The 26,003-nt window shown below is 74.5% G+C and carries 28 protein-coding genes; 13 read left to right on the plus strand and 15 right to left on the minus strand.

Annotation, left to right across the window (positions count from 1 at the left end; all coding sequences use genetic code 11):
• The first annotated feature begins 19 nt into the window (after positions 1 to 19).
• The 3 genes from ROT00_RS03440 (at position 20) to ROT00_RS03450 (ending at position 2,495) form a co-directional block, all read left to right on the plus strand.
• Complete coding sequence (locus ROT00_RS03440; RefSeq protein WP_404772327.1) at positions 20 to 1,177, plus strand: PQQ-dependent sugar dehydrogenase; 1,158 nt, start codon at positions 20 to 22, stop codon at positions 1,175 to 1,177.
• A gap of 122 nt (positions 1,178 to 1,299) precedes the next feature.
• Entirely contained in the window at positions 1,300 to 1,797 is a 498-nt protein-coding gene (locus ROT00_RS03445) for a SprT-like domain-containing protein (RefSeq protein ID WP_404772328.1), read from the plus strand.
• A gap of 86 nt (positions 1,798 to 1,883) precedes the next feature.
• Positions 1,884 to 2,495 carry a CGNR zinc finger domain-containing protein gene (locus ROT00_RS03450; protein WP_404772329.1) on the plus strand — a complete coding sequence of 204 codons (612 nt, stop codon included), beginning with the start codon at positions 1,884 to 1,886 and terminating at the stop codon, positions 2,493 to 2,495.
• A 6-nt stretch (positions 2,496 to 2,501) separates the two neighbouring features.
• On the opposite strand, the gene ROT00_RS03455 is transcribed toward ROT00_RS03450, so the two are convergent.
• Positions 2,502 to 3,269 (minus strand): 2-phosphosulfolactate phosphatase, encoded by a 768-nt coding sequence (locus tag ROT00_RS03455; protein ID WP_404772331.1) that lies wholly within the window; start codon positions 3,267 to 3,269, stop codon positions 2,502 to 2,504.
• Positions 3,270 to 3,355: 86 nt separating this feature from the next.
• Positions 3,356 to 4,645, minus strand: coding sequence for an ATP-binding protein (locus ROT00_RS03460; protein WP_404772332.1), 1,290 nt, complete (start codon positions 4,643 to 4,645; stop codon positions 3,356 to 3,358).
• Between ROT00_RS03460 and ROT00_RS03465 the strand changes: the two genes are divergently transcribed.
• The 4 genes from ROT00_RS03465 (at position 4,644) to ROT00_RS03480 (ending at position 8,677) form a co-directional block, all read left to right on the plus strand.
• On the plus strand, positions 4,644 to 5,231 hold the full coding sequence (locus tag ROT00_RS03465) for a hypothetical protein (RefSeq protein WP_404772333.1): 588 nt from the start codon (positions 4,644 to 4,646) through the stop codon (positions 5,229 to 5,231). The genes ROT00_RS03460 and ROT00_RS03465 overlap by 2 nt on opposite strands.
• Before the next feature lie 211 nt (positions 5,232 to 5,442).
• Positions 5,443 to 7,098, plus strand: coding sequence for a DEAD/DEAH box helicase (locus ROT00_RS03470; protein ID WP_404772335.1), 1,656 nt, complete (start codon positions 5,443 to 5,445; stop codon positions 7,096 to 7,098).
• Positions 7,099 to 7,178: 80 nt separating this feature from the next.
• Positions 7,179 to 7,682: a GNAT family N-acetyltransferase gene (locus ROT00_RS03475; RefSeq protein ID WP_404772336.1), complete on the plus strand. Its 504-nt coding sequence runs from the start codon at positions 7,179 to 7,181 to the stop codon at positions 7,680 to 7,682.
• Between the two features lie 44 nt (positions 7,683 to 7,726).
• Positions 7,727 to 8,677, plus strand: a complete 951-nt coding sequence (locus ROT00_RS03480) for a nucleoside hydrolase (protein ID WP_404772337.1) — start codon at positions 7,727 to 7,729, stop codon at positions 8,675 to 8,677.
• 156 nt (positions 8,678 to 8,833) lie between these two features.
• Here ROT00_RS03480 and ROT00_RS03485 read toward each other — a convergent pair whose 3' ends face one another.
• The 3 genes from ROT00_RS03485 to ROT00_RS03495 all read right to left on the minus strand — a co-directional run bounded on the left by ROT00_RS03485 (position 8,834) and on the right by ROT00_RS03495 (position 11,358).
• Positions 8,834 to 9,736, minus strand: coding sequence for a TerC family protein (locus ROT00_RS03485; RefSeq protein WP_404772339.1), 903 nt, complete (start codon positions 9,734 to 9,736; stop codon positions 8,834 to 8,836).
• A gap of 128 nt (positions 9,737 to 9,864) precedes the next feature.
• The gene (locus ROT00_RS03490; RefSeq protein ID WP_404772341.1) at positions 9,865 to 10,620 is read right to left on the minus strand and encodes a dienelactone hydrolase family protein; all 756 of its coding nucleotides are present in this window, start codon (positions 10,618 to 10,620) and stop codon (positions 9,865 to 9,867) included.
• Positions 10,621 to 10,776: 156 nt separating this feature from the next.
• Positions 10,777 to 11,358, minus strand: coding sequence for an NUDIX hydrolase family protein (locus ROT00_RS03495; RefSeq protein WP_404772343.1), 582 nt, complete (start codon positions 11,356 to 11,358; stop codon positions 10,777 to 10,779).
• Positions 11,359 to 11,402: 44 nt separating this feature from the next.
• On the opposite strand from ROT00_RS03495, the gene ROT00_RS03500 reads away from it, so the two are divergent.
• Complete coding sequence (locus tag ROT00_RS03500; protein ID WP_404772345.1) at positions 11,403 to 12,047, plus strand: alpha/beta hydrolase; 645 nt, start codon at positions 11,403 to 11,405, stop codon at positions 12,045 to 12,047.
• A 15-nt stretch (positions 12,048 to 12,062) separates the two neighbouring features.
• Here the strand turns inward: ROT00_RS03500 and ROT00_RS03505 are convergent, their stop codons facing one another.
• Complete coding sequence (locus tag ROT00_RS03505; RefSeq protein WP_404772951.1) at positions 12,063 to 12,452, minus strand: DUF5997 family protein; 390 nt, start codon at positions 12,450 to 12,452, stop codon at positions 12,063 to 12,065.
• Between the two features lie 123 nt (positions 12,453 to 12,575).
• Here ROT00_RS03505 and ROT00_RS03510 point away from each other — a divergent pair, with 123 nt between their 5' ends.
• A complete protein-coding gene (locus ROT00_RS03510; protein ID WP_404772347.1) occupies positions 12,576 to 13,334 on the plus strand; it encodes a LysR family transcriptional regulator substrate-binding protein in 759 nt (252 codons plus the stop codon).
• 50 nt (positions 13,335 to 13,384) lie between these two features.
• On the plus strand, positions 13,385 to 14,125 hold the full coding sequence (locus tag ROT00_RS03515; RefSeq protein ID WP_404772349.1) for a glutamine amidotransferase: 741 nt from the start codon (positions 13,385 to 13,387) through the stop codon (positions 14,123 to 14,125).
• Positions 14,126 to 14,180: 55 nt separating this feature from the next.
• Here the strand turns inward: ROT00_RS03515 and ROT00_RS03520 are convergent, their stop codons facing one another.
• The 4 genes from ROT00_RS03520 to ROT00_RS03535 form a co-directional block, all read right to left on the minus strand.
• The gene (locus ROT00_RS03520; RefSeq protein ID WP_404772350.1) at positions 14,181 to 14,963 is read right to left on the minus strand and encodes a YidC/Oxa1 family membrane protein insertase; all 783 of its coding nucleotides are present in this window, start codon (positions 14,961 to 14,963) and stop codon (positions 14,181 to 14,183) included.
• 100 nt (positions 14,964 to 15,063) lie between these two features.
• Entirely contained in the window at positions 15,064 to 15,357 is a 294-nt protein-coding gene (locus tag ROT00_RS03525) for a DUF6412 domain-containing protein (RefSeq protein ID WP_404772352.1), read from the minus strand.
• 112 nt (positions 15,358 to 15,469) lie between these two features.
• Positions 15,470 to 16,045 carry a GNAT family N-acetyltransferase gene (locus ROT00_RS03530; protein ID WP_404772354.1) on the minus strand — a complete coding sequence of 192 codons (576 nt, stop codon included), beginning with the start codon at positions 16,043 to 16,045 and terminating at the stop codon, positions 15,470 to 15,472.
• A gap of 31 nt (positions 16,046 to 16,076) precedes the next feature.
• Positions 16,077 to 16,700, minus strand: a complete 624-nt coding sequence (locus tag ROT00_RS03535; RefSeq protein WP_404772355.1) for a TetR/AcrR family transcriptional regulator — start codon at positions 16,698 to 16,700, stop codon at positions 16,077 to 16,079.
• Positions 16,701 to 16,787: 87 nt separating this feature from the next.
• Here ROT00_RS03535 and ROT00_RS03540 point away from each other — a divergent pair, with 87 nt between their 5' ends.
• The 3 genes from ROT00_RS03540 (at position 16,788) to ROT00_RS03550 (ending at position 20,017) form a co-directional block, all read left to right on the plus strand.
• The gene (locus tag ROT00_RS03540) at positions 16,788 to 17,651 is read left to right on the plus strand and encodes a carbon-nitrogen hydrolase family protein (protein WP_404772356.1); all 864 of its coding nucleotides are present in this window, start codon (positions 16,788 to 16,790) and stop codon (positions 17,649 to 17,651) included.
• The gene (locus ROT00_RS03545; protein ID WP_404772357.1) at positions 17,651 to 19,081 is read left to right on the plus strand and encodes an APC family permease; all 1,431 of its coding nucleotides are present in this window, start codon (positions 17,651 to 17,653) and stop codon (positions 19,079 to 19,081) included. The genes ROT00_RS03540 and ROT00_RS03545 overlap by 1 nt, the downstream gene beginning before the upstream one ends.
• Positions 19,082 to 19,294: 213 nt before the next feature.
• Complete coding sequence (locus ROT00_RS03550; protein WP_404772953.1) at positions 19,295 to 20,017, plus strand: GntR family transcriptional regulator; 723 nt, start codon at positions 19,295 to 19,297, stop codon at positions 20,015 to 20,017.
• Between the two features lie 101 nt (positions 20,018 to 20,118).
• On the opposite strand, the gene ROT00_RS03555 is transcribed toward ROT00_RS03550, so the two are convergent.
• The 5 genes from ROT00_RS03555 to ROT00_RS03575 are packed head-to-tail and all read right to left on the minus strand — an operon-like array spanning position 20,119 to position 25,978.
• Positions 20,119 to 21,240 carry a Gfo/Idh/MocA family oxidoreductase gene (locus ROT00_RS03555; protein ID WP_404772359.1) on the minus strand — a complete coding sequence of 374 codons (1,122 nt, stop codon included), beginning with the start codon at positions 21,238 to 21,240 and terminating at the stop codon, positions 20,119 to 20,121.
• On the minus strand, positions 21,237 to 22,184 hold the full coding sequence (locus ROT00_RS03560) for an ROK family protein (RefSeq protein WP_404772361.1): 948 nt from the start codon (positions 22,182 to 22,184) through the stop codon (positions 21,237 to 21,239). Before ROT00_RS03560 ends, ROT00_RS03555 begins: the two co-directional genes overlap by 4 nt.
• Complete coding sequence (locus ROT00_RS03565; RefSeq protein ID WP_404772363.1) at positions 22,181 to 23,074, minus strand: TIM barrel protein; 894 nt, start codon at positions 23,072 to 23,074, stop codon at positions 22,181 to 22,183. Before ROT00_RS03565 ends, ROT00_RS03560 begins: the two co-directional genes overlap by 4 nt.
• 29 nt (positions 23,075 to 23,103) lie before the next feature.
• On the minus strand, positions 23,104 to 24,228 hold the full coding sequence (locus ROT00_RS03570; RefSeq protein ID WP_404772364.1) for an ABC transporter ATP-binding protein: 1,125 nt from the start codon (positions 24,226 to 24,228) through the stop codon (positions 23,104 to 23,106).
• 16 nt (positions 24,229 to 24,244) lie between these two features.
• Positions 24,245 to 25,978, minus strand: coding sequence for an ABC transporter permease (locus tag ROT00_RS03575; RefSeq protein WP_404772366.1), 1,734 nt, complete (start codon positions 25,976 to 25,978; stop codon positions 24,245 to 24,247).
• Positions 25,979 to 26,003 lie beyond the last annotated feature (25 nt).

Here is a 26,003-nt window from a genome sequence, read left to right on the forward strand (position 1 = left end):
ACCGGGGACGGGAGTCAGGATGCCGAGACGAAGCCAACGCGCGGCCGGTGCCGCCCTCGCCTGCCTGTCGCTCCTCGCGCTCGCCGCCTGCGCCGCCGGTCCGGACCCGGCGCCCCGCAGCCCGACGGCATCGGCCGCGCCGACCGCGACGAGCCCGGCGCCCACGCCGCCACCCCCACCGCCGCCCGTGCTCCAGCCCGACGGCACCGTGCGCGAGCTCGCGACCGGGCTCGACGCGCCGTGGTCGGTCGTCGCCCTGCCGAACGGGGCGGTGCTCGTGAGCGAGCGCGACCTCGGGCGCATCGTCGAGGTGCTCCCCGGCGGCGGCACGCGCGTCGTCGCCGAGGTGCCCGGCGTCGCGCCGGGCGGCGAGGGCGGGCTGCTGGGCCTCGCGCAGCTGCCGGGCGACGGCGAGCGCCCGGCATCCCTCTACGCCATGTTCACCGCCGCCGACGACAACCGGATCGTCCGGATGGACCTGGCCGGCGAGCCCGGTGCGATCGCCCTCGGCGCCCCGCAGCCGGTGCTCACCGGCATCCCGAAGGCGGGCAACCACAACGGCGGCCGGCTCGCCTTCGGCCCCGACGGCTTCCTCTACGTGACGACGGGCGACGCCGGGCTCCGCGACGCGGCCCGCGACCGCGGCTCGCTCGCCGGCAAGATCCTCCGGATGACCCCGGCGGGCGAACCGGCGCCGGGCAACCCGTTCGGCACGCACGTCTGGAGCCTCGGGCACCGGAACCCGCAGGGCATCGCCTGGGACGCCTCCGGCCGGCTCTGGGCCGCCGAGTTCGGCCAGAACACCTGGGACGAGCTGAACCTCATCGAACCGGGCGGCGACTACGGCTGGCCGGTGGTGGAGGGCGTCGCGGGCGACCCCGCGTTCGTCGACCCGGTGCTGCAGTGGCCGACGGCGGAGGCGAGCCCGAGCGGGCTGGCCGCCGCTGGCGACACGCTCTTCCTCGCGGCGCTCCGCGGCGAACGGCTGTGGTCGATCGCCCCGGCGAGCGCGGCCGAGCCCGCCGCCACCGCCTGGTTCACGGGCGAGCACGGGCGACTCCGCGACGTGGTCGCCGCCCCCGGCGGCGGACTCTGGGTGCTGACGAACAACACGGACGGCCGCGGCGAGCCGCGCGAGGGCGACGACCGGCTGCTCCTCGTCGGCCTGGCCGGCTGAGCACCACGCTGAGCACCCGGCGCGGCGCCGGCGCGGCACCCGATGACCGGTGCCGGTCGAGCACCCGGCGCGGCGCCCGATGACCGGTGCCAGTGGCGGTGGACGGCGCTATCCTCTGTCCCATGGCGGAACTCGAACGGGTCAGGCGGTGGGCCGAGGCGCTCATCGCCCTGCACCTGGACCCCGCCCAGTGGAGCTTCGGCTTCGACAACGCGAAGAAGCGGGCGGGTCTCTGCAACTACACGGCGAAGCACATCTCGGTGTCGCGCTACCTCGCCGCGCGCTACGACGACGACGAGATCCACCAGATCCTGCTGCACGAGGTCGCCCACGCGCTCGCCGGCCCGCGAGCCGGGCACGGCCCGAAGTGGGCACGCACCGCGGCGGAGCTCGGCTACGTCGGCCGCCGCACGCACGACGGCGAGATCGCCGACGAGCTCGCGCCGTGGATCGGCACGTGCCCGGCCGGGCACGTGCACTACCGCTACCGCCGCCCAGAGCGCCCGCTCAGCTGCGGGCTCTGCCGCCGCGGCTTCGACCGGGCGAACCTCATCGCGTGGGAGCGGCGCGACATCACCCCGGCGATGCGCCGGCGCGCCGCGAGCGCCGCGGCGGGCTAGGGTCCGGGCCGGCGCGCTCGCGGCATCCGGCAGAATGGAGGGCGCGCCCCCTCCGGCGCACCGCACCTCCCTCTCGAAAGCGCAGCATGCCCGTCTCCACCGTGCAGATCCCCGTCGGCCAGTGGGTCGTCTCCGGCGACGGGCTCCGCTGGTGGTTCGACTCCGGCTCGCTCGCCCTCGACTTCGCCTGCACGGGACCGATCGGCGCCGCGCTCGCGGAGGAGCTGCTGCACGCCCCCGACGACCTCGCCGGCTGGCTGCGCGAGCGGTTCCCGATGGCGATCGGCGACGCCCGCACCCGCGACCTCTTCGACGCGACCGCGCTCCGCGACGCGATCACGAGGCTCGCCCTCGCCGCGGCGCACGGCGGCGAACGCCGCAGCGACGACGTCGACATCGTGAACCTCTACGCCGCGACGCCCGACATCCCGCCCTCGCTCGACGGCGGGTCCCGCCAGGCGGGCCGGTCGGTGCAGCTCGTCGGCCAGGCGCTCTCGACGATCGCCCGAGACGCGGTCGACCTCCTCGGCGCGGCGAACGCCGAGCGCATCCGCGTCTGCGCGGGCGACGACTGCGACATCGTCTTCCTCGACACCTCGCGGGCGGGCAGCCGCCGCTGGTGCTCGATGCAGCGCTGCGGCAACCGGGCGAAGGTGCGGGCGCACCGCGCGCGGAAGCGCCCCGTCACCGCCGGCTGACGGGCCTCAGGGCCGGAAGACCTCGTCGCGGAGCTCGGGCACGAGCTCGGTGACGTCGGTCCGGGCGGCCGCGGCGACGCCGTCGCCGACGCCGCGCTGGACGAGCTCGACCCCGCTGCTGCTCGCGCTCTGCAGGTGGCCGACCGCCCGGCGGAGCCCTTCGTACGCCGCGCACGCGACGGCCGCCTCGGGCGAGGTGTGATCGATGCCGAGGGCGACGAGCGCGTCGACGACGGCGCCCCCGGCGAGCTGGTCCTCGATGGCGAAGCGCACGCCGTCGGCGCCGCGCTCGCCTGCCGCGAGGATCGTCACGCTCAGGCGGCGGCCGCGCTCCTCCTGGAGGGCGAGGATGCGGCGGGCCACTGCCGTGCGGTTGCGGAGCGAGGCGGCGAGCACCACGGGCGCCTCGTCGGCCCCTGCTGCCGCCCGCACCGCGAAGCCGCGGGCGAGCGTCGCGCCGTTCGGCGAGGCGAGCACGAGCGTCGCTCCCGGGCCGGCCGGCGGCTGTTCCTGCGCGGCGACGGCCGCGAGGAAGGCCGCCGGTGCGCTCAGCTCCGCGCCGTGGCGGGCGGCGAAGTCCTCGGCGCCCGGCTCGCCCTTCGGCCACGGTGCGACCGCGAGCCCCAGCTCGGCGGCGGCGACGACGGCCGTCGTGAAGGAGAGCGCGTCGACGAGCACGACGATGTCGGCGGGGGCGAGGCGCGCGAGGCCCTCGGCCCCCCACTCGAACCGGACCTGGTACTTGGACTGGGCGAAGGGGGCGTCGTGCGGCACCGGGCCAGGCTAGTGGACGCGGGCCGGATGCCCCGCCCGTGCGACGCCGTGCGTCATCCGGGTCCCGACGACGTCGCCGTCACGGCTCAGGACCGGCCGGCGCCGGCGTCCCACGCGGCGAGGGCCTCGGCGTCGGCGGCCCGTGCCGCGGCACGGCGCGCGGCGTCGAGGGCGGCGACGGGATCGGGCTCCTGCCTGGCGATGACGAGCTGGCGCTCCGCCTCGGCGAGCCGGGTGCGCGCGTCGGCGCCGACGAGTCCGCGCCCCCGCTCGACGAGGGCCCGGGCGACGCCGAGCTGGCTCTCGGCGATCGCGAGCGCCCCGCCGAGCGCCGAGCGGGCGCCGTCGAGCCGCGCCTGCGCGGTGCGCGCCTCCGCTCGGGCGGCCTCGAGCCGGTCGAGCGCGGCGCGCATCCGGTCGCGGTCGGCAAGCGGGTCCGCGAGCCCGGCGGCGGCCTGGTCCGCCGCCGCGCGGCGCGCGCCCTCCGCGACCGCACCGCCGATGGTCTCCGCGACGCCCGCGATCGCCTCGCCGAGTTCACGGGCGGATTCGGGGTCGCTCAGGGCGTCGCGCTGGCGCCTGGCCTCGACGAGCTCGGCGTCGAGCCGGCGCATCCCCTCGCCCGCCGCCCGCTCGGCGTCCGCGAGTTCGAGCTCGAGGCGGTCGAGCAGATCGAGGTCGGCGGCGGCGCGGTCGAGGTCGGCGGAGATGCGCGCGGCCCGCTCCGCATCGCCGGCCCCGGCGGGTTCGGCGAGCGCGCTCGCGCTCGCGGCGAGCGCCGCGTCGACCCGGGCGAGCGCCGCCCGGCCGCCGACGAGGGCGGTCGGCCGGAACCTCGTGGCGAGGCGGTCGAGTGCGGCCGCGGCATCCTGACGACGCCTCGCGAGGCGCGCCGCGGTCTCGGGGAGCTCGGCCAGGGTGGCGCCGGCGCCCCGCTCGGCGGCGCGGCGGGCGCCGAGCGCCGTCTCCGCCTGCTCGAGCGCGCCGAGCGCCGAGACGCAGAGCTCGGAGATCCGCGCGCTCCAGCTGCGCCGCTCGGCGGCGGTGTCGGGTACGGCGTCGTCGAGCCGCTGCTGCAGCAGGAACGCCTCGCGCAGCCACCGCTCGGCCCGATCGCTCACCTCCCGCATGGGGCGCGCGGCCTCCGCACCGAACTGCGCCTCGGCGAAGGCGATCTCCCGTCGCGCCTCGCGCACCCGTTCGTCGGTCTCGACGATGAGCTGCTTCGCCCGGACCTCCACGGCCCGGCCGCCCTCGAGGTCCGCGAGCTCGCGGCGGCGGCCGAGGCGGCGCGCGCCCACGATCCCCGCGGCGAGCGCGACGGCGGCGCCGCCGAAGACGAGGAGGGAGGGCAGCCACCAGAGTCCATCGGCCATGGCCGGAGTCTACGGCGCGCGGCTCGGCGGATCCCGAGCGGAGCGGCGTACCCTCTCGGGCATGCGCGTGCTGCTGAAGCTCACCCTCGACTGCGACCCGGACGCCGCCTGGCGGGCGCTGCGGAGCCCCGCGGTGCTGCGCGAGGTCGTCGCCCCGTGGCTCGATTTCCGCTCCCTCGAACCCGGCGGCCTGCCGACGAGCTGGACCGAGGGCCCGCACCGGGTGCAGCCGCTCGCGTTCCGCCGCTGGCCCGCGGGCGAGGAGGTCGTCGATCTGCGCTTCCTCGAGGGCGAGCGCGACGGGCTGCCGGCCGGGGTGCGGATGCTGCGCGACGGCGGCGGCGCCACCGCGGGGCCGCTCGCGGCGTTCCGCAGCTGGGATCACCGGATGGCCGTCTCCCCCGCGCCGGGCGGGCGCACCACGTACCGCGACCAGCTGCGCGTGAGCTCCGGCTCCGTGCTCGGCGACGCCCTCGCCTGGTACCCGGTCTGGGCGTTCTGGCAGTGGCGCGGGGCACGCCTGCGGGCCCTCGCGCCGGGCTGGGCGCACGAGCCCGAATCGGCCGAACGACCCCGCGTCGGCTAGACTGATGACGTGGCGCGCCTCGCGCGCCTCGCGTCGTAGAACGCTTCCGGGCCGGCTCAGGCCGCCCCGATGACTCATTCGTACGGCGAACGGATGCGCCGACCGGCGCCTTCGCCACTCACCCACCGACGGGTCGAACCGCCTCGGCGTGCCGCACGAATCGCACCCGCCGTGCGCGCTCCCGCCCGTGGGCCACGCCCGAAAGGCACCCATGACCACCCCCGACTTCCGCGCGCTCGGCGTGCCCGCACCGCTCGTCGACGTCCTCGCCGCCGACGGCAAGACCATCCCCACCCCGATCCAGGCCGACTCGCTGCCCGACACCCTCGCCGGGCGCGACGTGCTCGGCCGCGGCCGCACCGGCTCCGGCAAGACCATCGCCTTCGCCCTGCCGATGGTGGCCCGCCTCGGCACCGTGCTCGCCGGCGGCTCGCGCCGCGCCGGCCGCCCGCTCGGCCTCGTGCTCGCCCCGACCCGCGAGCTCGTCACCCAGATCGCCCGCACCATCGAGCCGCTCGCCGAGGCGTACGGCCTGAAGGTCACGACGATCTTCGGCGGCATCAACCAGAAGCGCCAGGTCGAGGCGCTCCGCGCCGGCGTCGACATCGTCGTCGCCGCGCCCGGCCGCCTCGAGGACCTCATGCAGCAGGGCTTCGTGCACCTCGACGCCGTCGAGATCACGGTGCTCGACGAGGCCGACCACATGGCCGACCTCGGCTTCCTCCCCGTCGTCACGCGCATCCTCGACAAGACGCCGCGCGGCGGCCAGCGCCTCCTCTTCTCGGCGACCCTCGACAACGGGGTCGACAAGCTGGTGAAGCGCTACCTCCAGAACGAGGTGCTGCACTCGGTCGACGAGGCGAACTCGCCCGTCGCCGCGATGACCCACCACGTCTACCTCACCGAGGACCAGGACACGAAGTTCGAGCTCGTGAAGTCCCTCGCGAGCGGCACCGGCCGCCGCATGCTCTTCATGCGCACGAAGCACCAGGCCAAGAAGCTCGCGAAGAAGCTCACCGAGTCCGGCATCCCCGCCGTCGACCTGCACGGCAACCTCTCGCAGCCGCAGCGCGATCGCAACCTCGCCGCCTTCGGCGACGGCTCGGTGCGCGTCATGGTCGCGACGGACGTCGCGGCGCGCGGCGTGCACGTCGACGAGGTCGAGCTCGTGGTCCACGTCGACCCGCCCGTCGAGCACAAGGCGTACCTGCACCGCTCGGGCCGCACCGCCCGCGCCGGCAACGAGGGCGACGTCGTCACGATCGCCATGCCGAGCCAGCTGCAGGACCTGAAGCAGCTCCTCCGCAAGGCGGCGATCACCGTCACCCCGAAGCCGGCCACGCCGGCCTCGCCCGAGGTCGTCGCGCTCGTCGGCGACGTGGCGCCCTACGTGAAGCCCGCGCCGAAGCAGCCGAAGCCGCAGGGCGGCGGCGGCAGCTCCCAGGGCGCGAACGCCCAGCGCAAGCGCGCCCGCCGCGCCGGCGGCGCCGGTGCCGAGGGCGGCGAACCGCGCGAGGGCGGTCGCGGTCGCGGCGGTCGCGGCGGCGCCCCGCGCAGCGAGGGCGAGCGCAGCGGCGAGGGCGGCGGCTCGCGTCGCCGTCGTGGCGGCGGCCGCGGTCAGGGCGGGGCGGATGCCGCGTCGCGCACGAGCTCGTCGCAGGGCTCCGCTCGTGGCGGCGAGCGCGGTTCGTCGAACGCCTCGGGCGGCCGCGCCGCCGGCTCCGGCCGCGGACAGGGCGCCGCCGCGAAGTCGGCCGGCGCGAGCGGCGGCCGCGGCCAGAGCGCGCGCGGCCCGCAGCCGCTCCGCGTCGGCAGCCTCGTCGGCTCCTCGCGGAACACCCGCACCAACCGTCGCGCGCAGGGCTGATCCCTGCCGCTCGGGCGGCGACGGCCCCGCCGTCGCCGCCCGATTTCGCCCTGCGGCCGAGCTGGCCTACTCTCAGGTGCATGAGCACCGAGGTTGTTGCACAGGTCGTCGTCCGCCCCATCCGCGATTCGGATGTCGAGGCGCTCGGTCGCGTGCACGCCACCTGCTGGCACGAGACCTACGACCACCTCATCTCGAAGGCGGCGCTCGAGAACCTCTCGCCCCGCCGCATGGCCGAGCTGTGGAGCCACATGGCGTCCCGCGGCGAGGAGTACCGCCAGTTCGCGGCCCTCGTCGACGGTGAGATCGTCGGCTTCGTGGGCTCGGGCCCGGCGCGCGACGAGGACGCCCCGCGCGAGCGCGAGCTGAACTTCATCTACGTCCTCGACGCGTACCACGGCACCGGCATCGGCAAGAAGCTCTTCGACGCCGCCGTCGGCGACGAGCCCGTGTACCTCTGGGTCGCCGCCGACAACCCCCGGGCCCACCGCTTCTACGAGCGCAACGGCTTCGCCCTCGACGGGGCCACGCAGCGCCAGCCGTTCCTCGGCGAGGAGATCGACGAGGTCCGCTTCGTGCGCTGAGCCGCGCACGTCACACGCCCCCTTGCGGGCTTAGGCTTCTCGGCATGCCGATTCCCGTGATCCTCGATGTCGACACCGGTGTCGACGACGCCCTCGCCCTCCTCTTCGCCGTCGCGCACCCGGAGATCGACGTGCTCGCCGTCTCCTGCGTCGCGGGCAACGCCTCGCTCGAGCAGGTCGTCGACAACACGCTGCGGATCCTCGACGTCGCCGGCGCCGGCGACATCCCGGTCGCCGCGGGAGCCGTGCGTCCGCTGCTCGAGCCCGCCCGATCGGCCTCGCACGTGCACGGCGCCGACGGTCTCGGCGGACTCGTGCTGCCCGAGACCGCCCGCCGCGCGGTGGACCTCAGCGCGGTCGAGCTCCTCCGCCGCACCATCCTCGAGCACCCGACGCCGGTCACGCTCGTCGCGCTCGCGCCGCAGACGAACCTCGCGCTGCTGCTGCGCACCCACCCCGAGGTCGCCGCGAACCTCGAGCGGATCGTCTTCATGGGCGGCTCCGCGAGCGTCGGCAACGCGACCGCCGTGGCGGAGTTCAACGTCTGGCACGACCCGGAGGCGGCCGCGATCGTGCTCGACTCGGGCGTGCCCTGCTACATGTACGGGCTCGACGTCTTCAACCGGGTCTCCGTCGCGCAGGACCGCGCCGCCGCGCTCGAGGCCGGCGAGCACCCCGTCGGCCGCGTCGTCGGCGCACTGCTCGGCCACCGCATCGCCCTCAGCGAGGACGAGCGCGCCCAGTACACGGGCCTCATCGGCGACGCCGGCGCCGTGTGCGCCCTCGTCGACCCCGAGGCGCTCCGCACCGAGCAGCGCCCGGTGCGGGTCGAGCTCGCCGGCTACAGCCGCGGGCAGACACTCGTCGACCTCCGGGAGTTCCCGGGCGAGGACGTCGTGCACGGCCTCGCCGGCGAGTGGACGACCGCGGAGGTCGCACTCGGCGTCGACGCGGACCGCGTCGCCGCGCTCTTCCTCGACACCGTCCTCGGCTGAGCCGACTCGCCAGCACCACGACGTCGCACGAACGGCTCCGTCGGACCGCTTGCTCCCGTCGTTCGCGCGACTTCACATCGTGGAGTCGCGCGAACGGCTGCTTCGGCGCTCGGGGATGCCCCGTTCGCGCGACTTCGGGGACCGGCCGAGCGCGGCTCAGCCGAGACCGCGCGGCTCCTGGTGGCCGTCGCCCTCGGTGAGCTCGCCGTCGACCGGCTTCGACGAGAGGCCGACCGCGCCGCTGCCCGGCGCGTTCGAGGTCGCGGCGTGCACCGCCGCCTCCTCGTTCTCGACGGGGTACGCGGTGTGCAGCCGCACCGGGTCGCGCTGCTGGGCGAGCCGCTTGGCGCGACGGTTCGCCGCGATGAGGTTCAGCGCCTCGACGAAGATCGCGAACGCCATCGGCCCGTAGATGAGCGCCTTGTCGATCTTCACGCCGAAGCCATCGGCGATGAGGAACACGCCGATGAGCAGCAGGAACGCGAGCGCGAGCATCTTCACCGTCGGGTGGGCGTTCACGAAGGCGAAGATGAACCGCGCGGCGAACAGCATGATGCCGAACGAGAGCACGACGACCGTGATGATCACGACGAGGTTCTCCGTCATGCCGACGGCCGTGATCACGGAGTCGAGCGAGAACACGAGGTCGAGCACGAGGATCTGCGCGATCACCGAGCCGAAGCTCGCGCGCGCGGCCGAGCCGGCCGTGTGCTCCTCGGCGCCCTCGAGCTTCTGATGGATCTCGTGCACCGCCTTGTACACGAGGAACAGCCCGCCCGCGATGAGGATCAGGTCGCGTCCGGAGAAGCCGATGCCGGCGATCTCGAAGAGGTCGGTCTTCAGCGTGATGATCCAGCCCGCGAAGAGCACCAGCAGCACCCGCATCAGCATCGCCAGCGTGAGGCCGAGGTTGCGGGCCTTCGCCTGCTGCTCCACGGGCAGCTTCGAGGCGAGGATCGAGATGAAGATGACGTTGTCGACGCCGAGGACCACCTCGAGCACGAAGAGCGTCAGGAAGACGGCGATCAGGTCGGGCGTGAACTCGAGCGAGAACTCCATGTGCACATGAATACCACGGCGGGCTGCACGGAATCCGCGCAGCCCGCCGTCCGGGTCCGGGGTCGGGGCCGAGGCCTGCTCCGGGCCCGGGACCCGGCTCAGTCGGCCCCGGCCCAGTCGGCCCCGGCTCAGTCGGCGCGGGGTCCAAGGTGCCGGGCGAAGAAGCGGGCGGCGTCCTCGCCCGCGAACGCGGGGACCCCGGTGTGACCGCCGAGGTTCGCCTGCAGGGTCTTCTCCGCGGAGCCGAAGGCGTCGAAGAGCTCGAGCGCCGCCCCGCGGTCGTTGCCCTCGTCGTCCCACTGGAGGAGGACGTGCAGCGGGATCGTGACCCGCCGCGCCTCCGCCAGGGTGGCGCGCGGCACGTAGCTGCCGGCGAACAGCCCGGCCGCCGCGATCCGCGGCTCGATCGCCGCGAGGCGCACCCCGATCGCGATGACCCCGCCGGAGAAGCCGACCGGCCCGGCGATCTCGGGGAGGTCGAGGAGCTCGTCGAGGACGGCCCGCCACTCGGGGACGGCCCGCTCGACGAGCGGCAGGATCAGCCGGTCGACGGTGTCCTCCGTCGGCGGGAGGCCGGCGGCGATCGCGCGGCCGAGCTCCGCCCGCGCCTCCGCTGCGCCCGGCAACGGGGTGCGATCGCCCGCGCCGGGCAGCTCGATGGCGGCCGAGGCGAAGCCCTGCGCGGCTGCGCTGCGGGCGCGCGCGGCGAGCCGTGGATGCATCCGCTGCATCCCGATCCCGCCCGGCTGGCCCAGGAGGATCAGCGGGACCGGGGCGACCGGCGAGGCGGCCTGCGGCGTCCAGAGGAGGCCGGGGACGTCGCCGAGGGCGAACGTGCGCTCGACGAGGCCGTCGTCGAGGTGGTGCGTGGAGGTGAAGTGCATGGTCGTGCCTTTCGGGAGTGCGCGGAATCGCGGCGCTCCCGGACGACTCAGCGCCCGACCGTGACTCCGCTGGGGAGCACCGACGTGGATTCGTTCACGGGTACCACCTCCTCGGCTCGCTGCACGGACGGTTCAGGCTAGCAGCTCGGCCGCCGATCAGCGCAGGGCGCCGACCGAGGCGAGCGCCTGCCGGACGAGTACGCCGCGGCCGCCCTCGAGCTCGTCGCCGACGGCGCGGCTCGCGGCCTCCGCCGGGGGCATCCAGCTGACCTCGAGCGCGTCCTGCCGCGGCTCGCACGTGCCCGTGACCGGCACGATGTACACGAGCGAGACCGCGTGCTGCCGTTCGTCGGTGAACGGGGTGATGCCCGGCATCGGGAAGTACTCGGCGACCGTCGCCGGCACGGGGCTCGCCGGCAGCAGCGGGAACGCCATCGGCCCCAGGTCCTTCTCGAGGTGCCGGAAGAGCGCGTCGCGGAGCGTCTCGCCGTACATGACGCGGCCGGACACGAGCGTGCGGGTCATCTCGCCGACGGTGTTCGCCCGGAGCAGCAGCCCGACCTCGGTCACCTGGCCGAGACCGTCGACCCGCACGGGCACCGCCTCGACGTAGAGGAGCGGCAAGCGGCCGCGCACCTCGGCGAGCTCGAGGTCGCTCAGCCAGCCGGGGTTCGTCGGCTGCGGGACGTCGGGCTCCTCGCCCGGGGTCCAGTCGGGGTCCGGGGTGCGCACGCTCATGCGTCGATTCTGCCCCACCCGGCCGCCGGGCGTACGCTCGTTCGATGCGGATCGATGACGAAGCGGTGCTCTGGTCGGCCGCGGGCGACGACCGGAGCGGGCGTCCGCTCCTCGTGCTCCTGCACGGCTACAACTCCAACGAGGGCGATCTGTTCGGCCTCGCGCCGTACCTGCCGCTCGATCCCGTCATCGCCTCGCTGCGGGCGCCGATCGACGCCGGTTACGGCTACGCGTGGTTCGAGATCTTCGACGCCGCCGGCCGGCTTGACGACGACGACCCGGCGAAGCTGGTCGCCGCCGAGCAGGCCGTCGACGCGGTGCTGGCCTGGCTCGACCGCGTCGCGGGCGACGCCCCCTCGATCGGGCTCGTCGGCTTCTCGCAGGGCGGCGCCATGAGCCTCGAGCTCCTCCGCCGTGCCCCGGAGCGCTTCGCCTTCGCCGCCATCCTGGCCGGCTTCGCCATGCCCGGCGTCCGTGCCGGCGACGCCAGGCTCGCGGAGCTGCAGCGCCCGGTGTTCTGGGGGCGCGGCACGGAGGACGCCGTCATCCCGGACTCCGCGGTCGCCCGCACGGCGGCCTGGCTGCCGGGGCACAGCGCGCTCGACTCGCGCATCTACGAGGGGCTCGCGCACTCGGTCTCCGAGCGGGAGCTCGCCGATCTGACGGCGTTCCTCGCCGAGCGGTACTAGCGGGGACGAGCGGTACTAGCGGGACTCGCCGCGCTCGCCCTCGGCGGCGCGGGCGGCGCGCTCGCGGTCGCGCTCGGCGATGCGGACCTTCTCGGCGCGCACCGCGGCCTGCGTGGCGCGCTCCTGCACGAGCCAGGCCGGCGGCGCGGCGAGGAGGGCCTTGATCTCCGCGGTCGTCAGCGGGTCGACGATGCCGCCGCGGGCGAGCCCGGAGTTCGAGACGCCGAGCTTCGCGGCGACGACGGGGCGCGGGTGCGGGCCCTCGGCCTTCAGCGTGGCGAGCCACTCCGGCGGGTCGGCCTGCAGCGCGTTCAGCTCGACGCGGGTGACGACGCCCTCCTGGAACTCGGCGGGCGCCGCCGACAGCAGGATGCCGAGCTTCTTCGCCGCGGTCTCGGGCTTCATGGTCTGCGCCTTGGCGCGGCTCGGCTGGTTCTCGCTCACCCTGCAACCGTAGCCGACGGTAGCCTGGGAGGCACCAGCGCCGCCGTCCGGCGGGCGCGAGGACCACGGCCCGGGCGGAGACGGATGGCGCTGCGACTCGACTACGTCGCCGGAGTGAGCCCGGCGAAGTGGCTCCGCGCCTGGGCGGAGCGCCGCCCCGATCTGCCGCTCGAGGCCGTGCGCGTCGACGAGCCGGCGCAGCTCGACCGGCTGCGCGCCGGCGAGGTCGACCTCGCCTTCGTGCGGCTGCCCGTCGACGACACGGGGCTCCACGTCATCCCGCTCTGGGAGGAGCAGCCGGTCGTCGTGCTCGGGAAGGGCCATCCCTTCGCCGACGCCGAGGCGATCCCCCTCGCCGAGCTCGCCGGGGAGCCGGCCGCCCCGGTGCAGGACGACCCGGCCATGACGATCGAGCTCGTGGCCGCGGGCACCGGCTACGCGATCGTGCCGCAGTCGATCGCGCGGCTCCACCACCGCCGCGACGTCGTCGCGGTGCCGCTCCACGACGCCCCGACGACGCGCGTCGCGCTCGTCTGGCTCGTCGAGCGCGACGACGAGACCGTGCAGGAGTTCGTCGGCGTGGTCCGCGGCCGCACCGCGCGGAGCTCCCGCGGGGCGGAAGGGGATGCCGCGGCCGAGCGCAGTGCGTCCGAGCGGCACCGCGAGCGCGGGAAGCGCGGCGACGGGCCGGGCGCGAAGCCGGGCGGCGCGAAGACCGGCGGCGCGAGCGGCGGACGGGGCGGATCCGGGCGGGGCGGCACGGGCCGGAGCGGCTCCGGCCGCGGCTCCTCCGGACGCGGCTCCTCCGGCCGCGGCCGCCCGAACCGCGGACGGAAGCGCTGAGCGCCGACGCCGAGTGGCGCGAGCCGCCCCTCCCGGGGGACGATGGAGGGATGACCCGGCCATTCCTCTTCCTCTCGGCGCGCCCCGAGGCCGAAGCGGTCGGCCCCGAGTACGAGGCCGTGCGCCGGGCGATGGGCCTCGACGCGGCCCGGCTCGAGCATCTGCGCCTCGATGTCGAGCCGCTCTCGCAGCTCGTCCTCGGCGACTTCGCGGGCATCGTCGTCGGCGGCAGCCCGTTCAACGTCACGACCCCCGAGGAGCGCAAGGGCGCGATGCAGCGCCGCGTCGAGGACGACCTCGCCCGCCTCGCCGAGTGGGCGCTCGCCGGCGACCGGCACGTGGTGTTCACCTGCTACGGCATCGGCGTCCTCACCCGGGTGCTGGGCGGCGCGGTCGGCACGCGGCACGGCGAGGACGCCGCGGCGGTCGAGATCTCGCTCACCGACGCCGGGCGGGCCGATCGCCTCGCCGGCGCCCTGCCCGAGCGCTTCGACGCCCTCGTGGGCCACAAGGAGGCCACTGAGCGCCTGCCCGACGAGGCGGTGCTCCTCGCCGGTTCGGCGGGCTGCCCTGTGCAGCTGTACCGCGTCGGCGAGCACGTCTACGCGACCCAGTTCCACCCCGAGGTGTCGACCGCCGACTTCGTCGCCCGGGCCCGGGTGTACCGCCACCACGGCTACTTCCCGGCGAGCGAGCTGCGCGAGGTGGAGCTGCGGCTCGGCGAGGCATCCGTCACCGAGCCGCAGCACCTGCTCCGCCGCTTCGTCGAGCTGGCGGCCGTCCCCGCCTGAGCGCCCTCACCGACGTGCCCGACGTTCCGGAACGTCGGAAACGTCGGAATGCGGCTCAGCCGATCGGGTAGCGGCGGCGCAGCACGAGCCGCTGGGCGAGCGTCCACGCGACGGTCGTCAGCAGGTACAGTCCCGCCGCGAGCGGCACGAACATCGCGATGCCCGCGGTGAGGAAGTGCAGCGGCAGCAGCGCCTTCGAGAGGTCGGGCATCGCGGGCGCGCCGGGCACCGCGGGCGCCGGGCTGCTCGTCGCGGCCGGTCGCGGGACAGCGAGCGGGCCGCCGGGGCGCGCCGCCCGGAGCGTGAGGAAGCCGACCGCCGCGATCGCGACCACGAGGCCGGCGAACACGAGGAGGTCGAGCGGCTGCGGCACGCCGGCGCCGATCGTGCCGACGAGGCTGTGGCCGAGCGGGACGCCGAGCAGCGTCTGGTCGAGCAGCAGGTTCGGGTGCCCGTTCACCACCGGGAGGATGAAGAGCGCGTAGATGATGCCGACGACCGGCGCCTGCACGAGCATCGGCAGGCAGCCGGCGAACGGGCTCGTGCCCTCCTCGGCGTAGAGCGCGCGGAACTCGCGCTGCAGCCGCTCGGGGTTGTTCGCGTGCTTCCGCTGCAGCTCCTGCAGCTTCGGCGCGATGCGGGCGCGGGTCTGCTCGCCCTTCGCGAGCAGTACGCCGACGGGGACGAGGGCGGCGCGCACGAGCAGCGTGACGAGCACGACGGATGCCGCGGCGGCGGCCCCGCCGAGGAGCGGCTCGAGGAGCCCGGCGAGGCCCATGAGCAGCGTGTAGGCGCCGTCGATGACGGCGGCGATGGGCGGGAAGGCGTAGAGGTCCATTGATGCGTCCTAGCGGTCGGCGCGACGGATCGTCGCGCGCGGAACGGGGTTCCGTCTGACCGCCGGCCGCAGCTCGCGCGAGGGCGCGGAGGCGTGCGACTCAGGCGGTCGGGACCGCCAGGCCGGGCGCCCTGGGACGCGCCCGCCCGGGCGCGTCGGGGTCGGACTGCGAGAGGAGGCGCCAGGGGTCGGCGGTCTGCCGGAGCCGGGTCGCCGCGCCCGTCGGGTCGGCGGCGACGAGGGCGGGCAGCGCGCGGACCGAGAGGACCACGACCACGACGGCCGCGGCGCCGACCACGCCGAGCAGGAGGAACGCGAGCTGGCCGTTCGCCGCGAGGCCGAGCTCGAACGAGGCCGCGACGAAGCGCAGCAGGTTCGTGAACAGCTCGATCATCGCCGGTGCGCCTCCTGCGTCCCGCTCGGGACGCTCCCCTCGACGGTACCAGGCCCGCCCGCGGGCTCCCCCTCAGTCTTCGAGGGCCCCCGTCAGTCCTCGAGGGGCCCCGTCAGTCCTCGAGGAGGCGCTGGAAGAGCACGTGGTCCTGCCACTCGCCCGCGATGCGGAGGTAGCGCGGCGCGAAGCCGATGCGGGTGAAGCCGTTGCGCTCGAGCACCGTCTGCGAGGCGGCGTTGTGCACGAGCGTGCCCGCCTGCACCCGGTGCAGCCCCGCCTGCCTCGCGAAGTGCAGGGCGCCGCCCACCGCCGCGGTGGCGAGGCCGCGGCCCTGCAGCTCGCCGTCGATCCAGTAGCCGAGGTGGGCGTTCAGGAACACGCCCCGCACGAGGTCGCTGAGGTTCACCCGGCCGACGATGCGCTCGGATCCGGCCTCGGCTCCGGCCTCGGATCCGGCCTCCCGCTGCACGAGCACGAGCGGGATCGCGGTGCCCTCGGCGAGCCGCCGGGCGCTCGCGGCGGCCTCGCGCTCCTGCACGGCCGCGGTGAAGAAGTCGGGGGTCCGCGCCGGCTCCCACGGGGCGAGGTGCGCGCGGTTGCGCTCGTAGGCCGCGGCGAGCGCGGCCCCGTCGCCGGGTGCGATCGCGCGGAGCCCGATCCCGCCGTCCAGTTCGATGGGGGTGATCACCGTTCGATCGTGGCACAGCGGCGCGGTTCGCTCATCGCGCGACGCCGCTCGGGACGGGCAGCGGAGCGCCGAGGAGCGCGCCGCCGAGGTCGAGGATCGTCGCGAGCGCCTCGTCGCTCGTCAGCCGGCCGGTGATGACGGGGCCGGCCAGGCCGTCCTCCGCGGCGAGGAGCAGCCGCGCGATCCGCGCCGCGGGCAGCTCGGTGCGGAAGTCGCCGCTCGCGATGCCGCCCGCGACGATCTCCTCGAAGAGCTCCAGTTGCGCGCGTTCGAACTCGGCCGCGGGTGCTTCGAAGCCGCGGTCGCGCACGCACTGGGCGCCGAGCTCGATGAGGAGGACGGTGGCGTCGAACGAGGGCTCGCCGGCGATGGGGATGCCGAGGCGGAGGCACTCCGCGAGCCGGGCGGGCGCGCCCTCGGCGAGCGCGACCCGGTCGCGGCGGCGGGCGATGTACTCGAGCGCGGCCGTCTCGTAGGTCTCCGCGTAGAGGGCGGTGAGCTCGGGGTAGTAGTAGGAGACCGAGGCCGGGGTGAGCTTCGCGGCCTCGGCGATGTCGGTGAGGCGGGCCGAGGCGGCGCCGCGGTCGATGAGCAGCCGCGAGGTGACCGCGACGAGTTCGCTCCGTCGCTGCGCCTGGTTCCGTGGTCGCGCCATACGGAGATTCTTCCATGTTCTTTTGACGAACGCTTGACAGCCCGTATATTCATTCTTCAAACTTTGATGAATAAATGGAGGTCTGCGATGACGCGGAGTCTGGTGGTCGCTCTCGCCCAGGTGGCGGCGGAGCCCCGATTCGAGGTGGATGCCTTCGCCGAGCATCTGCGCACGCTCGCCCGGCGCACGCCGACGGCCGAGTTCTGGGCGTTCCCGGAGCTGCATCTCGACGCGGCCGACACGGCCGAGGGGATCGAGGCATCCGCCCGCCCGCTCGACGATCCGCACCTCGCCGCGCTCGGCGCCCTCGCGCAGGAGCTCGGGATCTGGCTCGCACCGGGCACGATCTACGAGCGGGGCGAGCGCGGCGCGGTGCACAACACCGCCCTCGTGTTCGCCCCGACCGGCGAGCGGGTCGCGAGCTACCGGAAGATCTTCCCGTGGCGGCCCGCCGAGTCGGCGGCGCCCGGCGACCGCTTCGAGGTCTTCGAGCTGCCCGGGCTCGGTCGCATCGGGCTCTCGATCTGCTACGACATCTGGTTCCCGGAGCACGCGCGGCACCTCGCCTGGCTCGGGGCCGACGTCATCCTGAACCTCGTCCAGACCGCCACGAGCGACCGCGAGCAGGAGCTCGCCATCATCCGCGGCAACGCCGTCATGAACCAGCTCTGGATCGCCTCCGTGAACGCCGCCGCACCGACCGGGCGCGGCCGCTCGCTCGTCGTCGACCCGAGCGGCTCGGTGCGGGCGGCGTCGCCCGACGCCTCCGCCGAGGTGCTGACGGTCGTCGTCGACTTCGGGCTCACCGAACTCACCCGCGACCGCGGCACCGCCGGGGTCTCCCGACCCTGGTCGCAGTTCCACGAGGGCGACGCCCCGATCGCCCTCCCCCTCTACGACGGCCGCATCGAGCCGTCGGACTGGCACCCCCGTTCGAAGGAGAACCGCTAGTGTCATCCCCCTCCCCCGCCCAGACTCCCGCTCCCGCCGAGTTCGCGCCGCCCTCGGGCGATCGCCGGCTGCTGCGCCGCCTCGGCCTCGCCGGCGTGGTCTTCTTCGGTCTCGCCTACATGGCGCCCGGCATCGTGACCTCGACGTTCGGCGTCGTGTCCTCGACGAGCGGCGGCGCCGCCCCGACGGCCTACCTCGTGGCGACCGTCGCGATGGGCCTCACCGCGGTCTCCTACGCCATGCTCGCCCGCGCGTACCCGAGCTCGGGCTCCTCGTACAGCTACGTCGGGCGCCTCCTCGGCCGGCACGCGGGCTTCCTCGCCGGCTGGGTGATCCTGCTCGACTACCTGTTCCTGCCCATGGTCGCGTGGCTCATCCAGTCGGTGTACCTGCACGCGCAGTTCCCGAGCGTGCCGCTCTGGGTGTGGGTGCTCGTGAACATCGTGCCGACGACGATCGTGAACCTCCTCGGCATCACCCTCGCCGACCGCGTGAACACCTGGCTCACGATCGCGGCGATGGCGCTCGTCGCGACGACCACCGCCGTCATCATCGGCTTCGTGGTCGGCGGCTCGGGGCCCGCGCCGGACCCGGCGGCCGCGTTCTGGGGGCCGGATGCCTCGGTCCTCGCCGTCGCCGCCGCAGCCGCCGTCGCGGCCTACTCGTTCCTCGGCTTCGACGCCGTCTCGACGCTCAGCGAGGAGACCAGGAACCCGCGGCGCACGATCCCGCTCGGCATCATCCTCGTGGTGCTGATCGGCGGGGCGATCTTCGTGGCCGTCTCGTTCGTCATGCAGCTCGCGCACCCCGGCGGCGACTTCGAGAACCCCGACATCGCCGGGTACTCGCTGCTCGTCACGGCGGGCGGCGAGTCGCTCGCGAACGTGATCAACCTCGTCGGCATCATCGCCGCCTTCGGCTCGGGCCTCGCGATCCAGGCGACCTCGAGCCGGCTCCTCTACGTCATCGGCCGCGACGGCGTGCTGCCGCGGCGGCTGTTCGGCCGGCTGAACGCGTTCCGGGTGCCGTGGGTGAACATCCTGCTGATCGCGGGCATCGGCATGATCGGCATGCTGCTCGACATCGCGCAGGCCACGGCGCTCATCAACTTCGGGGCGTTCCTCGCGTTCGCACTGGTGAACGCGGCCTTCCTCGTCTGGATCTGGCGCACCCGCGCCGCGCGGGCGGGCTGGGCGTCGACGCTGCTCTCGCTCGTGCCGCTCGCGGGCATCGCGATCGACCTGTCGCTGTTCTCGCAGCTGCACGACACCGCGTTCCTCATCGGCGGCGCCTGGCTCGTCCTCGGCGTGGTCGTGCTCGCCATCGCGACGCGCGGGTTCCGCCGCCCCGTGCCGAAGCTCGAGGAGGACACCGGCGACCTCGCCCCCGCGAAGGCGGACGCGGAGCCCGCGCCCGTCCGCTCGCACTGAGCCCGCACTGCTCCTGCGCCTGCGCCTGCACTTCGCCTGCGCAGCCCGCGTGCGCCCGGCGGGGCGCGTCCGGTTCCGGCCGCGCCCCGCCGCAGGAAACCGAGACGGATGCCGCGTCGAGCAACTATATTTGTCTTGACATTTCGGAGCTCGGAGGCAGACGTGGCGGAGACGACGACGGTGCGCGACGCGGCGTTCCCGCCGGAGCTGTTCATGGACCTCGACCGCGCGAGCCCGGTCCCCCTCTACTACCAGGTCGCCGAGCGCATCGAGTCGGCGATCACCACGCACGCGCTGCCCGCCGGCTCCCGCATCGAGAACGAGATCGCCCTCAGCGAGCGGCTCGGCATCTCCCGCCCGACGATCCGGCGCGCCATCCAGGAGGTCGTCGACAAGGGCCTCCTCGTCCGCCGTCGCGGGATCGGCACGCAGGTCGTGCAGGGCCAGGTCACGCGCGGCCTCGAGCTCACGAGCCTCTTCGACGACCTCGTCCGCGGCGGGCAGGTGCCGACGACCGAGCTCCTCTCCCGCGAGACGCTGCCCGCGAGCGCCGCCGTCGCCGAGGCGCTCGCCGTGGCCCCCGGCAGCGACACGCTGCATCTGCGCCGGCTGCGCTCGGCCGACGGCGTCCCGGTCGCGGTGCTCGACAACGTGCTCCCCGCCGACTACGTCGACCTCGACACCGCGGCGCTGCAGAGCTACGGGCTCTACCAGGTGCTCCGCTCGCGCGGCACGACGATGCGCGTCGCCCGGCAGCGGATCGGCGCGCGCCGCGCGACGGCCGCCGAGAGCGAGCTGCTCGAGCTCGAGGACGGCGCCCCGGTGCTCACCGCCTCGCGCACCGTGTTCGACGACTCGGGCCGGGCCGTCGAGCTCGGCACGCACTGCTACCGCCCCGACCTCTACTCCTTCGACGTCACGCTCGTCCAGAAGTAGGGGCGCTTCGACGAGCTCAGCGAACCACTTCCCGAAACCGCGAGTTGCCCGACTTCCCTGGAAGTCGGGCAACTCGGTGGGTATGTAAGGGGCGGCGCTGCTCAGGCCGCGTCGGACTCCGTGCGGACGTCCTCGCCGCGGGAGGCGGCGATCGCCTTCGCGAGCGCCTGCAGGCAGCGGATGTCGCGCTTCGCCCCGGCGAAGTCGGAGACGACCGCCTCGTCGTGCCGGATCGAGCGCGCGAAGGCGTCGAGCTGGCGCAGGAAGCCCGTCTCGTAGCCGTCGGCGTAGCTCGTGTCGCGGCGCTCGAGGCCCCGGTTGCGCTCGACGCGGAGGCGGCTGCGCTCCTCGAGCAGGTACGGCTTCGCGAGGTGGTACTCGAGGCGCCCGTTCGCGGCGAGCACCTTCAGCTCCTCGTCGTACTCGGGGTACTCGGGCAGCCAGTTCCAGCTCAGCACGTAGCGCACGTCGCCGACGGCGGCCGTCGCGATGAGCGAGGCGGGCGCGCTGCCCTCGAGCGAGGGGAACGCCTCCGCGGTCCAGGACTCCGGCAGCTCGAGCCCGAGGGCCCGGAGGAGGCTGAGCTCGTGCACGACGGAGCCGTTCAGCACGTTGCGGTAGTAGCGCTGCACCGCGTCCGAGGCGCCGGGCAGGGCGAGCGCCGACTGCTCGGCCTCGTAGGCCTGCGCCCGCTCGATCTCGGCGAGGTCGGCGTCGGGCTGCGGCGGGGTCATCCGGAGGTGGTCGACCTGGGGCAGGTCGTCGGGGTGGGCGACCGTGATCCGCACGAGCCGGACGTCGTCGAGCTCCGCGAGCTCCGTGCGCGCGCGCTCGGTGAGCGGGTCGTACATCTTCATGTAGCCGACCTGGGCGACGACGCCGGCCTCCGCCGCTGCCGCCTCGAGCTCCTCGACCTCGGCGACCGTGAGGGCGAGCGGCTTCTCGGCGAGCACGTGCTTGCCGGCGCGGATGGCGGCGAGCGCGAGCTGGGCGTGCGAGCCCGGGGTGGCGATGAGCACCGCCTCGACCTCGGGCGAGGCGATGGCCTCGGCCGGCGAGGTGGTGCCGCGGATGCCGGTGCGCGCGGTGACCTCGGCGACGCGCGAGGGCGACAGGTCGCAGACCACGACGACGTCGTAGCCGGCGCGCTGGAGGCTCGGCAGGTGCACCGACTGGGTGATGGTGCCTGCGCCGATCACGGCGATGCGGACGGGTGCGGTCATGCGGTTCTCTCTTCTCGTGATGCGGTGCCGACCGCGTGCGGTGCGGCGGCGAGCTCCCAGGCGAGCGCGGCGGCGCCCAGGAGGCCGGGGTTCGTGGGGACGGCGCTCGGCAGGAGCGGCGGCGGGGAGGGCCGGCGCGCGGCGACCCGCTCGTACTCGGCGCGGATGCCGCGGCCGAGCCGGGTGTCGGCCGAGCCGAGGCCGCCGGCGAGCACGAGCGCGGGCGGGTCGAGCAGCGACACGAGCTGCGCGAGCGCGCGCCCGATCGCGGCCGCCGCGCTGTCGACCACGGCGACGGCGGTCGCGTCGCCGGACTCGGCCGCGGCCAGGACGCCGCGGGCGCCGCGGTCGGCGAGCTCGGTACCGGTGCGGGCGAGGTAGCGGGCGGCGATGCCGGATCCCGAGGCGAAGCCCTCGAGGTTGCCCCGCCACTCGGGGTCGAGGTCCGCGGGCACCGACCACTCGCCGAAGCCGATCGCCTCGCCGCGCGCCCCCTCGTGGAGGCGGCGGTCGACGACGATCGCGGTCGAGATGCCGGTGCCGAGCGAGACGTAGACGAAGCCGTCGTGCTCGCGCCCGCGGCCGAGGGCGAGCTCGCCGAGCGCCCCCGCCTTCACGTCGCTCGCGATGCGGACCGGGACGCCGCCGGCGAGCTCGGCGAGCGCCTCCCCCGGCTGGACCGTCCAGTCGAGCACCTCGTGCGCGGTGACGAGGCCGTCGTTCGACACGTACTCCGGGAATCCGGCGACGACGGCGGAGACCGTCGTCCCGGCGCCGCGCGCGCGGTCGAGCAGCTCGCCGGCGAGGCCCAGCGTCGCGACGAGGCCGGGATCGCGGCCGGCCGTCGCCGCGAGCCCCTCGTCGAGCACCCGGTACTCCCGGTCGAGGAGCGCGCCGTGCGCCTTGGTGCCCCCGACGTCGAGGGCGAGCACGGCCTCGGTCATCGCCCGAGCCGCTCGGCGATCCAGTCGTGGTTGTGCCGCTGGTCGCCGACGATGCGGTCCCAGGTCTCGGCGGTCGCGGGCGCGCCGTCCTGCTCGACGACGAGCCAGCCCGCGTAGTCGCTCCGCCCGATCAGGGCGAGGAACTCCTTGAGCGGGCCGTCCCCCGAGCCGAGCGGCACCGAGACCTCGTCCCACCAGTCGTCGATGCGCTCGTGGTCCGAACCCCGCGCCGCCTCGCGCACGGCGAGGCGGACGTCCTTCACGTGCACGTGGTTCACCCGGTGCCCCCACTCGCGGAAGTAGGCGACGGGGTCGGCGTCGCCGAGCACGAAGTGCCCGGTGTCGAGGCAGAGCCCGAGGTCCGTGCGCTCGAGCAGCACGTCGATCTCCGGCGCCTGCTCGACGTAGGTGCCGAAGTGCGGGTGGAAGCTCGTGCGGAGGCCCGCGGCGCGGGCGAGCTCGTCGGCCGCGGCCAGGCGCTCGAGCGCGAGGTCCCACTGCGCGGCGTCGAGGCCGCGCTCGGCGTTCGGCCGGAACGGGCGGGCGATGATCGACTCGTCGCCCTCGTCGGCGAGGATGGCGAGGCCGTCCCCGCCCGCGGCGGCGAGCTCCTCGAGCGTGCGCCGCATCCCCTCCAGGTCGGCCGCCATGACCTCGTCCGGCTGGCTGAGGTGCAGCGGGACGTAGGCGCCGAGGACGGCGAGGCCGTGGTCGGCGAACAGGGTCGCCGTCTCGGCCGGGGTGCCGAAGAACCCGGGCGGGCCGAGCTCCGAGCCGGTGTAACCGGCCGCGGCCATCGCCGCGACGAGCTCGCGCGGGGTCGCGGCGAGCTTCGAGACATCCGCTCCGCCGTGGATGCCGAAGCTGACGGGTGCCGAACCGATTCGCATGCTGGGGTGCTCCTTCGTGCCTGGGCCGCTCACGCGGCCGGTGCGGCGGCGAGCTCGTCGGCCGTCTCGGCCTCGGGCGCCGCCTCGCGATAGTAGTCGTCGGACTCGGGAACCAGCGCGGCGGCGCCGACGCGGATGCCGACCTCCTCGCCGGGGCGGGCGGACACCGGCCGCCGGTGGTCGACCTCGCACATCGTGCCGTCGGCCAGTCGCAGCGCCGAGCGGTAGCCGCGGCCGTGGTAGCTCGAGCGCACGAGCGCGCCGCGCAGCTGCGCGTCGCCGTCCTCGACGAGGTCGAGGTCCTCGGGCCGCAGCACGAGCTGGGCCCGACCGGTGGGCAGCGCTCCGGAGAACGCGGGCAGCCGGCCGGCGATCGGCAGGTCGGAGCGGAAGCCGCCGGCGCCGTCGCTCACCCCGCCGAGCAGCGTGACGTGGCCGATGAAGGAGGCGACGAACGCCGTGCCCGGGGTCTCGTAGATCTCCTGCGGTGCGCCGACCTGGTCGATGCGCCCGTCGTGCATGACGGCGACCTGGTCGCTCATCTCGAGCGCCTCCTCCTGGTCGTGCGTCACGTACACGGCGGTGATGCCGACCTCGCGCTGCAGGCGCAGCAGCTCCTGGCGCATCCCGATCCGCATCTTCGCGTCGAGGTTCGACAGCGGCTCGTCGAGGAGGAGCACGTTCGGGCGGAGCGCGAGGGCGCGGGCGATCGCGACGCGCTGCTGCTGCCCGCCCGAGAGCTGACCCGGGAAGGCCTCCGCGCGCCCGTCGAGCCCGACCATGCGGAGCGACTCCGCGACCCGCTCCGCGATCTGCTCCTTGCCGAGCTTGCGGAGCTTCAGGCCGTAGGCGACGTTGTCGCGGATGCTCATGTGCGGCCAGAGCGCGTAGTTCTGGAAGACGAAGCCGATGTTGCGCTTCCACGACGGCATCCGGGCGATGTCCCGCCCGTCGAAGGTGACCCGGCCGCTCGTCGCGGTCTCGAACCCCGCGAGGATGCGCAGCAGGGTCGTCTTGCCGCAGCCCGAGGGGCCGAGCAGCGTCGTGAACGAGCGCGCCTCGATCTCGAGGTCGACGCCCTTCAGTGCGACGTGCCCCGGGAACTCCTTGCTGATGGCCTCGACGCCGACGGCGACTCCGTTGCCACGTTCCATTGCTCTCTCGCTTTCTCTAGACGCTCGTGACCGAGGCGAACTTGCGCCGCACGAAGTACAGCGGGATGTAGACGCTCAGCATCAGCACGACCGTCATCGCCGAGGCGACGCCGAACGGGCTCGCCGGCTGCATCGCGTTCGTGAAGATGACCACCGTCATGGTGATGAACGGCACGGAGTAGAGCATGACGGTCGCGCTCAGCTCGGTGACCATCTGCAGGAACCCGACCGTGCCGCCCGAGACGATCGCGGGCCGCACGAGCGGCACCGTGATCTGCCGGAACGCGCGCATCGGCTTCGCGCCGACGCTCATCGCGGCCTCCTCGAGCGCGGGGTGGACCTGCGTGAGCGCCGCCTCGATCGACTTCGTCACGTAGGGGATGCGGCGGATGAAGTACGCCAGCACGAGGATCGTCGCAGTGCCGGTGAGGATCAGCGGGCCGCTGCCGAAGGCGAGGATGAGGCCGATCGCGAGCACGGTGCCGGGGATGATGTACGGCACCATCGTGATGACGTTCAGCGCCGGGCTGACGACGGCGTAGCGGCGGCGCACCGTCAGGTAGGCGACGAGCACGGCGACGATCACGCACAGCACGCAAGCGATGCCGGCGAGCAGGAGGCTCATCAGGATGACCTCGAGGTTCTCGTCGAAGAGCCGCACGTAGTTGTCGAAGGTCGGGATCCACTTCAGGATGCCGGCCTTCCACGTCAGCAGGCTCGTGCCGACGACGACGACGTGCGGCACGAAGGAGAGGCCGAACACGACGCAGAGGTAGCCGATCATGAGGCCCTTCTTCACGCCGCGCACCGGCTGCAGCGGGCGACGCCGGCTCGACACCGAGGCGTAGGTGCGCCGGCGCAGCGCCCACTGCTGGAGCGCGAGCGCGATGCAGGCGACGCCGAGCATGACGAGGCTGCCCGCCGAGGCGATCGCCGGGTTCGTCGACACCTCGGAGAGGAACTCGTAGTAGACCGCGGTCGGCAGCATGGGCGTGCCGCCGCCGATGATGAGCGGCGTGCCGAAGTCGGTGAAGATCTTCATGCTCGACATGTAGAAGCCGGTGACGAGCGCGGGAACCGCCATCGGCAGCACGATGCGCAGGCGCGTCCGCCAGGGGCCGGCGCCGACGCTCGAGGACGCCTCGTCGAGGCTCGGGTCGATGGCGCGGAACGCGTCGTAGGCGAGCAGGAACACGAGCGCCTGGGTCGCCCAGACCGTGACCCAGACGATGCCGCCGGGGCCGATGATCGTGTCGAACGGCAGCTCGATGCCCCACGCCCGCAGCTGGGTGGTGAGGATGCCGCCCCGGCCGAGCAGCAGCACCCAGGCGTAGGCGCCGAGGAACGGCGGCGACACGGTGGCCATCGTGGCGAGGGTGAGGAAGCCGTTCCGGCCGGGCAGGTCGAACTGCGCGAGCACGTACGCGGCCGGCACCGAGACGGCGCAGGCGAGCACCCCGGCGACGACCGCGACGACGAGCGAGTTCAGGATGGCCTCCTGGAACCGCGGCGTCGTGAAGAACTCGATGAAGTTCGCGAGCGAGAAGCCGCCGTCGTCCGTGAAGGCCTCGCCGACGAGCCGCAGCTGCGGCAGGACGATCGTCGAGGTGAGCAGGAGGAGGAGCCCGAGCGCCACGAGGAGCCAGACGCCGGGGCGTCGGCTCGCCCGCCGCTTCACGGGGACGGGGGCGGGCGGCGCGAGCGTCTCCTCGAGCGGTTCGACGCGCTCCCGCAGGTCGTTGCTAGGCATGGTGCCACCGTTTCCGGCCGGGCCG

Source organism: Agromyces mediolanus (assembly GCF_044917495.1).
GTDB lineage: Bacteria > Actinomycetota > Actinomycetes > Actinomycetales > Microbacteriaceae > Agromyces > Agromyces mediolanus_B.